Origin of the sequence: Nocardioides proteolyticus (assembly GCF_051280635.3) — a bacterium.
GTDB lineage: Bacteria > Actinomycetota > Actinomycetes > Propionibacteriales > Nocardioidaceae > Nocardioides.
This window is the reverse complement of the sequence record NZ_JBNBPO030000012.1, coordinates 110,044-118,187: the sequence shown is the minus strand read 5'-3', so window position 1 is coordinate 118,187 and position 8,144 is coordinate 110,044. Positions and strand designations below refer to the sequence as shown.

Genomic DNA, 8,144 nt, shown 5'->3' with positions numbered 1-8,144 from the left:
CCCGGCCGCCCCGGGGGGCGCCCCGCGCCACGCCCCCGGGCGCCCGGCGGGGGGGGGCCCCCCCCCCCCCCCCCCCCCCCCACGAATGCTGTCGGCGATCAGCCCTGCGGCGTGATCCCGGTCGCCGCGACGGCGAGCTCGATCACCGCACCGACGGGCAGCCCGGCCCGCGCGGTGTCGAGGGTGATCTTGATGCCGTCGATCCGGTTGATCCGCTGTGCCGGAGCGGTCTGCTGCTTGTTGATCTCGACCTTGCCCAGGCCGGCCACGTCGATCGAGGTGTTGGGAGACACGTTGATCGGGATGGACCGTCCGGCGACGACCAGGTTGACGGCCGTCATCTTCATCCCACTGGTCCACTGGCCGTTGACGTACCGCCCGGTCGCCGACACCTCGATCGCGTCGGCCTTGATCAACCCGCTGAGGAGGTTGAGCCCGACCACCTTGTGCGTGTTGGTGACCGTGGCGTCGAGGCCGTCCTTGCTCGACGTCGTCGTGGACGTGACCGCACCGGTGTTGAGCAGGCTCGGGATGTTGACCGTCGCCGTGGTGTTGCGCTGCGTGTTGCCGTTGCTGGAGCCGTAGGGCGTGGCGATGTAGGCCGTCGGGTCGCTCACGACCTTGATCTGGTCGCCGACCTTGGCCTGGACGCGGGTGCCGTAGGCGAACCCGGCGAGGCGTGCGCCGTTGGACGGCACCGCCTCCTGGAGGTACTGGTTGACCGGGTTGACGATGATCGTGGTGCCGGCCGAGAAGCCGTCGCGGGCCTCCAGGAGCTGGACCCCGATCGCCCAGGCGCGGGTCGCCGTCAGCTCGGGCGTCGAGACGTGCGCCATGTAGTTGAGGCTGATGTTGGCGACGCCGGGGATGGTCACGCTGTAGTTCTGCGGGATCCGGACCGGCAGGTCCACGCCGATGATGTGGATGCCGAGGAGCTGCGAGTTGCCCGTGGCCGAGGCGGTCCCGTCGGACTTGCCGACGGTCGCGACGTTGGTCTCGATGGCGTCGACGGTGATCAGGCCGTTGAGCAGGCGGAGGTTCGCGGTCCGGGCGAAGGACCGGAGGGTGGTGCCGCCGGACTCGTCGGTCTTCTCCGCGGACGTCCGCGACTCCACCGCACCGGCGCGCAGGAGCGTGCCGACGTTGGCGGCCAGCGTGCTGTTGGAGGAGGACTTGGGCTCGGTGCCGCCGCCGCTGACGGAGGACTGGGCCGTGGCGTCGGAGGTGATGGTGCCTCCGACGGCCTTCACGTAGGTGGCGCCGGTGTTGGCCGAGTAGTTCCAGATGTACTCAGCGGCCTGCGCCGGCGGCACCGGGACCGCGACCAGCCCCAGGCTGATCAGGAGAGCGGTGAAAAGCAGACGGACGTTCACGGGACCCCATTCCCAAGTATTCGGATCTGTTCGTTCCCCCCGGAAGACCACTCTGCGCCCTTTCGGGCAAAAAGCCAGAACGATCCCTCAATGTTTACCCCACTGCCTCCCAACGATCCCCATCGGGGGAACGTTACGATCCCGGGACGGCGGCTCGACACGCGGACGATGGGACTCGGATGGCTCGGCGCAGCACCCGCAGCAAGAAGTACGTGAACGCCTCACGCGTCCAGCTGAAGCGGCAGATGCAGCGGTTCGCGAAGGGCACCCGCCCCGGGATGCTGGTCCTCGACGCCGGCGCCGGGCGATCGCCGTACCGCAAGCTCTTCAAGCACGCCCAGTACGAGGCGGCCGACTTCGCCCAGCTCGGCACCGACTACGCGCCGCTCGACTACGTCTGCGACATCACCGACATCCCGGTCGAGGACGAGCGCTTCGACCGGGTCGTCTTCAACCAGGTCATGGAGCACCTGCCCGAGCCCGACCGGGCGCTCGCCGAGCTGCACCGGGTGCTCAAGCCGGGCGGGCGGCTGTTCTGCTCGGTGCCGCTGTTCTTCCCCGAGCACCAGGTCCCCTACGACTTCTACCGCTACACCCAGTTCGCGCTGCGCCGGCTGTTCGAGGAGGCCGGCTTCGAGATCATGCGGATCGAGTGGCTCGAGGGCTACTTCGGGACCGTCGCCTACCAGTTCAAGATGATGCACGGGCACCTGCCGGCCGACCTCGGCGCGGTCCGCGCGCTGGGCGTGGGCAGGAAGCGCGCCCTCACGGTGGCGCCCACGATCCTCTTCACCCGCTGGCTGGCCGGCCGGCTGTCGCGGTTCTACGCCGACGCCGAGACGCACTGGAAGTACACCGACGGCGGGATGCCGAAGAACTACGTCGTCGTGGCGCAGAAGCCGAAGGGTGCCGCCACCGCCGGATGACCGGCGCGGGCATAGTCCGCACCCGGCGAGCGTTCCCCCTCCGTGTACGACGCGGTGGTGATCGGAGCGGGCCAGGCCGGCCTGTCGGCGTCGTACCACCTCGCCCGGCTGGGCGTGGAGCACGTGGTGCTCGACGACAACGAGCGGCCCGGCGGGGCCTGGCAGCACCGGTGGGACTCGCTGACGATGGACGACGTGCACGGGGTCGCCGACCTGCCGAGCGCGCCGGCACCGGGCCGCTCGCACGAGCGGGCCAACGAGGTGGTCCCCGCATGGTTCGGCCGGTTCGAGGCCGAGCGCCGGCTGCCCGTCGTGCGGCCCGTCCGCGTGGACCGGGTCACCAGCGACGGCGACCTGCTCGTGGTGCACGCCTCCGGAGGCACCTGGACGACCCGCACGCTGGTCAACGCCACCGGGACCTGGTCGCAGCCGTTCGTGCCGCACTACCCCGGAGCCGCGTCCTTCCGCGGCGAGCAGCTGCACACCGCCGACTACCCCGGCGCCGATCACTTCGACGGCAGGCGGGTCGTGGTGGTCGGCGGCGGCGCGTCCGCCGTGCAGCTCATCGGCGAGCTGGCGTCCCGCACGGAGGTGCTGTGGGTGACCAGGCGGGAGCCGGTCTGGCGGGAGGACTTCGACGAGGACGCCGGCCGGGAGGCGATCGCGTTCGTGCACCGGCGGGTGCGCGAGGGGTTGCCGCCGGCCAGCGTCGTCAGCGTCACCGGCCTGGCCCTGCGGCCCCAAGAGCAGGAGGCCGCCCGGCTCGGCGCCTACGACCGGCGCCGCCCGGCCTTCGACCGGATCGAGCCCGACGGCGTGCGCTGGGCCGACGGCGCCTTCGAGCCCGCGGACGTGATCCTGTGGGCCACCGGGTTCCGGCCCGCCGTCGGGCACCTCGCGCCGCTGCGGCTCCGCAGCGAGCACGGCGGCATCGCGCTGCTGGAGGGCGGTGCCGACGTGCAGACGGCGGTGACCGCCGCGCGCGACCCGCGGGTGCAGCTCGTGGGCTACGGACCGTCGGCCAGCACGATCGGCGGCAACCGCGCCGGCCGGGCGGCGGCTCTCGCCGTCCGGGACCGGCTCGGGCTGCAACGGGCGACTGCCTGACGGGAGGCCGGTGCACCCGTTGCGGGATGCTGGGCGCATGAGCACGCCCACCGTGGCGATCGGCGCCCTCGGCGGCACCATCGCGATGACCTCGGCCGACGGGAGCGCCGTGGCCCCCAGCCTCACCGCCGAGCTCCTCGTCCAGGCCGTGCCCGCGATCGGCGCGTCGGCCGACATTCGCGCCGAGACGCTGGCGATGCTGCCGAGCGGGTCGCTCGATGAGAGGACGGTCCTCGCGGCGCTCGGCTGGGCGCGGGACGCGGTCGACGCCGGAGCGGCGGGCGTCGTACTCACGCAGGGGACGGACACGCTCGAGGAGTCCGCCTACCTGCTCGACCTGTTCTGGGACCGCCCGGAGCCGCTCGTCGTGACGGGTGCGATGCGCTCGCCGCAGAGTCCCGGGGCCGACGGTCCCGCGAACCTGCTGGCGGCCGTGCGGGCGGCGCTGGCGTCGACGTCCCGGGAGCGCGGCGTGCTCGTGGTGTTCGACGACGAGGTGCACCAGGCCCGGTGGGTCGCCAAGACCGACTCGATGTCGACCGGTGCCTTCCGCTCGCCGGTCTTCGGCCCGATCGGGCGGCACGTCGAGGCCGAGGTCGTGTACGGCGTCCCGGCCGGCCGGTCGGGCGCGATCCCGCTGCCGGACCTGGCGGGGCGGCTCGAGCAGCCGCTGCCGCGGGTCCCGCTGCTGACGACGTGGCTGGGGGACCGCGGCGAGCTGCTCGACCTGGTCACCGGCTCGGGGCCGGACGGGCCCGACGGGCTCGACCGGCCGGACGGTGTGGTCGTCGCCGGCTTCGGGGCCGGTCACGTCTCGGCGGCGATGGCCGACGCGGTGGGCCGGGCCGCGGCGATGCTGCCCGTCGTCTTCGCCTCGCGCACCGGCTCCGGGCCCACGGGGCGGGCGCTGTACGGCTATCCCGGCTCGGAGGTCGACCTGGTCGGGCGCGGGGCGGTGCCGGCCGGCTGGCTGCCGCCGGTCAAGGCGAGGCTGCTGTTGTGGGCGCTGGTCCTGGCGGGAGCGCGGAGCGCACAGCGCGTCGCGTTCGAGTTCGACGTCCGCGGACGACCGTGAGCACCGTTCGCGGTCAGCGGATGTCGCCGGGCGCGTCCGGTGGCCGGTGGGGCAGCACCGTGCGGATGTAGTCGGCCGCGGCCTCGAAGATGTCGATCTCGCGCCCGGCCCGCTCCGAGAGGTACCAGCGGTGCTCCATCACCTCGTGGAAGTACTGCGCCGGCTCCAGCTTGCGGGCGAGGTCGCCGGGGAGGAGCTCCACGATCGGCGTGTAGATCGTGGTGAGCCACCGCTGGGCGACGAGCTGCCGGTCGTGGTCGCCGAGGCCGTTCGCAGCCGTGAAGGCGGCGAGGTCGCTGAGCAGCCGGCGGGCCTGGCTGTCCTCGACCCGCAGCCCGGTCAGCTCCTGCAGCTCCCGGCGGTGGTGGCCGGCCTCGACCACCTTGGGCTGGATGCGCACCCGGTCGGACTCGCTGAGCACGTCGAGCTCGTCGACGTCGAAGCCGAGGTCGTTGAGCCGACCGATCCGCTGCTCGATGCGGTACCACTCGTCGACGCCGAACTCCTCGGCGGCGGTCAGCTCGTTCCACAGGGCGTGGTAGCGCTCGACGAGCTGGTCGATGACCGCGTGGCTGTCGAGCTCGCCCTCGGTCTCGCCGCTCGCGGCCAGGTCCATGAGCTCGGCGAAGATGTTCTCGGTGCCGACCGTGACGTCGTGCTCCCGCATCGCGTCGGAGATGCTCGAGCGGAGCTCGCCGGTCTCGGCGTCGACGAGGAAGGCCGCGAACCCGCTCGCGGACCGTCGGAACAGGGCGTTCGACAACGACACGTCGCCCCAGTAGAAGCCGCCGAGGTGCAGCCGGACCAGGAGGACCACCAGGGCGTCGATCAGCACCGGCACCTGCTCGGTCCGGAGCCCGTGCTGGAAGACGGTGCGGTAGGGCAGCGAGTAGTGCAGGTGCTCGGTGAGCAGCGCGGCGGGCAGGGGCTCGCCGTCGGGAGAGACGCGGCCGGTGACCACCCCGCGCGGTACGACGCACGGCTGGCCCAGGCGCTGGAGCTCCCGCAGCAGGTGGTACTCCCGCAGCGCGATCGCCTCGTCGGTCTCCTTGACCGCCAGGAACTGGCGGTTGACCTGCACCACCCGCACCACGTGGCGGGAGAGACCGAGGGGCAGTGGAACCACGTGGCGGTCGTCCCACTCGGCCAGCCGCTGCGACCACGGCAGCCGGAACAGCGCCGGATCGGTGCGGGCGGCGACGAGGTGGAGCGCCATGGCCGCAACCTACGGGGTCTGGTGAGTGGCGTCACGGGGTACCAGCCGCTCGCCGGTCATGGACAAAGGCCGCGCACTGCGGTAGCACTTGTGGCACACGCCACACCTCGGAGGGAGTGATCTGGTCGATGACCACGAGAAGCGCCACACCAGGCCGGAGGTGTGGTCCCACTGCCTCCGGGAGCACGGGCACGACGCGGCGTCGCGGCAGGGCCGTGGCCCTCGCGGCCGTCGCCGCCCTGGCCGCGGGGACCCTTTCCGCGTGCGGCGGCTCCGGTAAGCCCGAGCTCAACTGGTACGTCAACCCCGACGGGGTGCCGGTCTTCGAGCGGTACGCCGAGAAGTGCAGCACCGACGACTACGACATCCGCGTCCGGCAGCTCCCGTCGAGCGCGACCGACCAGCGGGTGCAGCTCGCCCGACGGCTCGCCGCCGAGGACTCCTCGACCGACCTGATGAACCTCGACCCGGTCTTCGTGGCCGAGTTCGCCAACGCGGGCTGGCTGCAGGAGATCCCCGAGGACCTCGCCGAGGAGATCACCGACGAGAACGGCGACTACCTCCGCGGCGCGGCGGAGACGGTGGTCTGGGACGACGAGGTCTACGCGATCCCGCTCTGGGCCAACACCCAGGTGCTCTGGTACCGCGAGTCGCTCGCCGAGGCCGCCGGCCTCAGCGAGCAGGAGATGCAGGAGGTCACCTGGGACCAGATCATCGAGGGAGCCGCCCAGAACGGCGGCACGGTCGGGGTGCAGGCCAACAAGTACGAGGGCTACGTCGTGTGGCTCAACGCGCTCATCGAGGGTGCCGGCGGCCAGATCATCTCCGACACCGAGGAGGGCCGTGACGCCACGGTCGAGATCGACTCGGAGGCGGGGCGCGAGGCGGCCGCGGTGATCAAGAAGCTCGCCGACTCCGAGGCGGCTCAGCCCGACCTCTCCGTGTCCAACGAGGGCACCGTCCTCGGCCCGATGTTCCCCGAGCAGGGCCCCGGCGAGTTCATGGTGAACTGGACGTTCGTCTACAAGAACTACGAGGGCCTGGTGGGCGAGTCCGGCGGCCCGGCCAACGAGAAGGCGTTCGAGGACCTCGCTTGGGCGCGCTACCCGCGCACGGTCGAGGGCGAGCCGTCGGCGCCGCCGGTGGGTGGCATCGACATCGGTGTGGGCGCCTTCTCCGAGCACCCGGAGTTCGCGATGGAGGCGGCCCGCTGCATCACCAGCACGGACGTGCAGGTCGACCTCGCGATGGAGCACGGGCTGATGCCGTCGACCAACTCCGCCTACGACCAGGTGGCGGAGAGCGGCGACTACCCGAAGGACCTGATCGAGCTGTTCCGCACCAGCGTCGACGAGGGCGGTCCGCGACCGAAGAGCGCGTTCTACGCCATGATCTCCGGCGCGCTGCAGGAGACCTGGCACTCACCGGAGTCGGTCTCCCCGGAGACGACGCCGGAGGAGTCGGCCGAGTACGTGAAGGCCGTTCTTGAAGGGAAGGCGCTGCTGTGACCTCGACGAGCGTGCCGGCCTCCGCGCTGCCGGCCAGGAAGAAGCCGGATCCCAGCGACCGCACGAGGGCGGAGAACCGGCTCGGGCAGAAGCTGGTCGCACCCGCGATCATCCTGATGCTGATCGTCACCGCCTTCCCGATGCTCCGGGCGCTGTGGCTGTCGATCTACGACTACTCGCTGACGGCGCCCGACGAGCGCCAGATCGTCGGGCTCGAGAACTACCTGACGGCGCTGACCGACGGGCTGTTCTGGAAGTCCACCGGGATCACGGTGCTCTACATGGTCGTGACGGTGGCGATCGAGCTCGTGATCGGGTTCATCTTCGCGCTGGTGATGCACCGGCTGATCTTCGCCCGCGGGGTCGTGCGCACCTCGATCCTGATCCCCTACGGCATCATCACCGTCGTCTCCGGCTTCACCTGGCAGTTCGCCTTCTCCTACCAGAACGGCTTCGTCAACGGCTGGCTGCCGTTCATCGGCCAGGACTTCAACTGGTTCGGCGAGACGACGCCGGCGGTGATCGCGATCTGCATCTCGGAGATCTGGAAGACGACGCCGTTCATGTCGCTGCTGCTCCTCGCCGGTCTCGCGCAGGTCAGCGAGGACATGGTCGAGGCCGCGAAGGTCGACGGCGCCACCTGGTGGCAGCGGCTGTGGAAGGTGATCATCCCCAACATGCGGGCGGCGATCATGGTCGCCATCCTGTTCCGCGCGCTGGACGCCTACCGGATCTTCGACAACATCTTCGTGATGACCAACGGCGCGGAGGACACCCAGTCGATCAGCTTCCTCACCTACCGCCAGACCATCGAGCAGTTCCAGCTGGGGATGGGGTCGGCACTCTCGGTGCTGCTGTTCCTGTCCGTGCTGCTGATCGCCTGGCTGATCATCAAGGCCTTCCGCGTCGACCTGGCGCAGGCCCGGCAGGAGGGATGAG

General features: G+C 71.2%; 7 protein-coding genes. 5 read left to right on the top strand and 2 right to left on the bottom strand.

Going from position 1 to position 8,144, the window contains the following annotated elements; genetic code table 11:
* Positions 1 to 98 precede the first annotated feature (98 nt).
* On the bottom strand, positions 99 to 1,373 hold the full coding sequence (locus ACPOLA_RS09470; RefSeq protein ID WP_435770171.1) for a choice-of-anchor P family protein: 1,275 nt from the start codon (positions 1,371 to 1,373) through the stop codon (positions 99 to 101).
* Positions 1,374 to 1,552: 179 nt separating this feature from the next.
* On the opposite strand from ACPOLA_RS09470, the gene ACPOLA_RS09465 reads away from it, so the two are divergent.
* The 3 genes from ACPOLA_RS09465 to ACPOLA_RS09455 are packed head-to-tail and all read left to right on the top strand — an operon-like array spanning position 1,553 to position 4,481.
* Positions 1,553 to 2,299, top strand: coding sequence for a class I SAM-dependent methyltransferase (locus ACPOLA_RS09465; RefSeq protein WP_435770170.1), 747 nt, complete (start codon positions 1,553 to 1,555; stop codon positions 2,297 to 2,299).
* 42 nt (positions 2,300 to 2,341) lie between these two features.
* Positions 2,342 to 3,406 (top strand): NAD(P)-binding domain-containing protein, encoded by a 1,065-nt coding sequence (locus tag ACPOLA_RS09460; RefSeq protein ID WP_435770169.1) that lies wholly within the window; start codon positions 2,342 to 2,344, stop codon positions 3,404 to 3,406.
* Between the two features lie 37 nt (positions 3,407 to 3,443).
* Positions 3,444 to 4,481, top strand: a complete 1,038-nt coding sequence (locus ACPOLA_RS09455; RefSeq protein WP_435770168.1) for an asparaginase — start codon at positions 3,444 to 3,446, stop codon at positions 4,479 to 4,481.
* Between the two features lie 13 nt (positions 4,482 to 4,494).
* Here the strand turns inward: ACPOLA_RS09455 and ACPOLA_RS09450 are convergent, their stop codons facing one another.
* Positions 4,495 to 5,697 carry a DUF4032 domain-containing protein gene (locus tag ACPOLA_RS09450; RefSeq protein WP_435770167.1) on the bottom strand — a complete coding sequence of 401 codons (1,203 nt, stop codon included), beginning with the start codon at positions 5,695 to 5,697 and terminating at the stop codon, positions 4,495 to 4,497.
* A gap of 215 nt (positions 5,698 to 5,912) precedes the next feature.
* Here ACPOLA_RS09450 and ACPOLA_RS09445 point away from each other — a divergent pair, with 215 nt between their 5' ends.
* Both ACPOLA_RS09445 and ACPOLA_RS09440 read left to right on the top strand, forming a co-directional pair.
* Complete coding sequence (locus tag ACPOLA_RS09445) at positions 5,913 to 7,205, top strand: extracellular solute-binding protein (RefSeq protein ID WP_435770166.1); 1,293 nt, start codon at positions 5,913 to 5,915, stop codon at positions 7,203 to 7,205.
* Positions 7,202 to 8,143: a carbohydrate ABC transporter permease gene (locus tag ACPOLA_RS09440; RefSeq protein WP_435770165.1), complete on the top strand. Its 942-nt coding sequence runs from the start codon at positions 7,202 to 7,204 to the stop codon at positions 8,141 to 8,143. Before ACPOLA_RS09445 ends, ACPOLA_RS09440 begins: the two co-directional genes overlap by 4 nt.
* Position 8,144: the final 1 nt, after the last annotated feature.